General features: G+C 68.3%; 2 protein-coding genes. One reads left to right on the forward strand and one right to left on the reverse strand.

Annotated elements, in window-relative coordinates; genetic code table 11:
• Positions 1 to 247 (reverse strand): NAD-binding protein (locus AC1D2K_RS34985; protein ID WP_478095052.1); only part of this gene is annotated, 247 nt, incomplete at its 3' end.
• Positions 248 to 286: 39 nt separating this feature from the next.
• Between AC1D2K_RS34985 and AC1D2K_RS34990 the strand changes: the two genes are divergently transcribed.
• A partial coding sequence (locus AC1D2K_RS34990) for a CDP-6-deoxy-delta-3,4-glucoseen reductase (protein WP_478095055.1) occupies positions 287 to 1149 on the forward strand: 863 nt, incomplete at its 3' end.

Below are 1149 nucleotides of genomic sequence, written 5' to 3' on the forward strand. Positions count from 1 at the left end.
CCCGGGTAGCGAGGCCTGAAAGCCGCCGCAGCGACGCCGGCCGGTCCAGATCCGCGACGATCGGCGTGATGCCGGCCTGCCGCAGCAGGGGCACCCGGGCGAGCGAAGAGGTCAGCGCGATCAGCTGCACGCGGCCCCGCAGCAGCCGGGCCGCCCGCAGCCCGACGTCGCCGCAACCGACCACGAGCACGCGTTCGCGCCGGAAGCGCGAGGGCCTCGCACCGAGGGGGCTGTTGATTGAGGGCAAAATCCGTTCTCCCTTTTGAGCAGAGAACGAAGAATACCCATGACCAGCGCAGCGCCGAGCGAAGCGGGCTTTCAGATCACGATCGAACCGAGCGGGCGCCATTTCGTCGCCCTGGCCGACGAAACCATCCTCGCCGCCGGCATCCGCCAGGGCATTGGCCTTCCCTATGGCTGCAAGGACGGCGCCTGCGGCTCCTGCAAGTGCAAGAAGCTGTCGGGCAAGGTCACCCTGGGCCCACATCAGAGCAAGGCGCTCAGCGCCGAGGAGCAGCTGGCCGGCTACGTGCTGACCTGCTGCGCGCGGGCGGAAGGCGACGTGGTGCTCGAATCGCGCCAGGTCACCGAGGCCGGCGCCTTCCCGATCCGCAAGATGCCGGTGCGGGTGCTGGCGCTCGCGAAACAGTCGCACGACGTGGTCCTGCTGCGCCTGCAGCTGCCCGCCGGGGAGCCACTGCAGTTCCATGCCGGACAGTACGTGGAGTTCATCCTGCGCGACGGCACACGGCGCAGCTACTCGATGGCCAATGCGCCGCACACGCTGCAGCAGGCAGGCACCGGGCTCGAGCTGCACATCCGGCACCTGCCGGGCGGCAAGTTCACCGACCACGTCTTCGGCGACATGAAGGAGAAGGAAATCCTGCGCATCGAGGGCCCCTACGGCAGCTTCTTCCTGCGCGAGGATTCCGACAAACCGCTGGTGCTGCTGGCGTCGGGCACCGGCTTCGCGCCGATCAAGGCGCTGCTGGAGCACATGAAATTCAAGGGCATCGAACGTCCGGCGACCCTGTACTGGGGCGGCCGGCGGCCGGAGGATCTGTACATGGACGACTGGGTGCGCACGCAACTGCAGCAGATGCCCAACCTGCGCTACGTGCCCGTGGTCTCCAACGCGGTGCCCGAGGA

It is taken from the genome of Variovorax sp. P1_H12_2, from assembly GCF_056405335.1.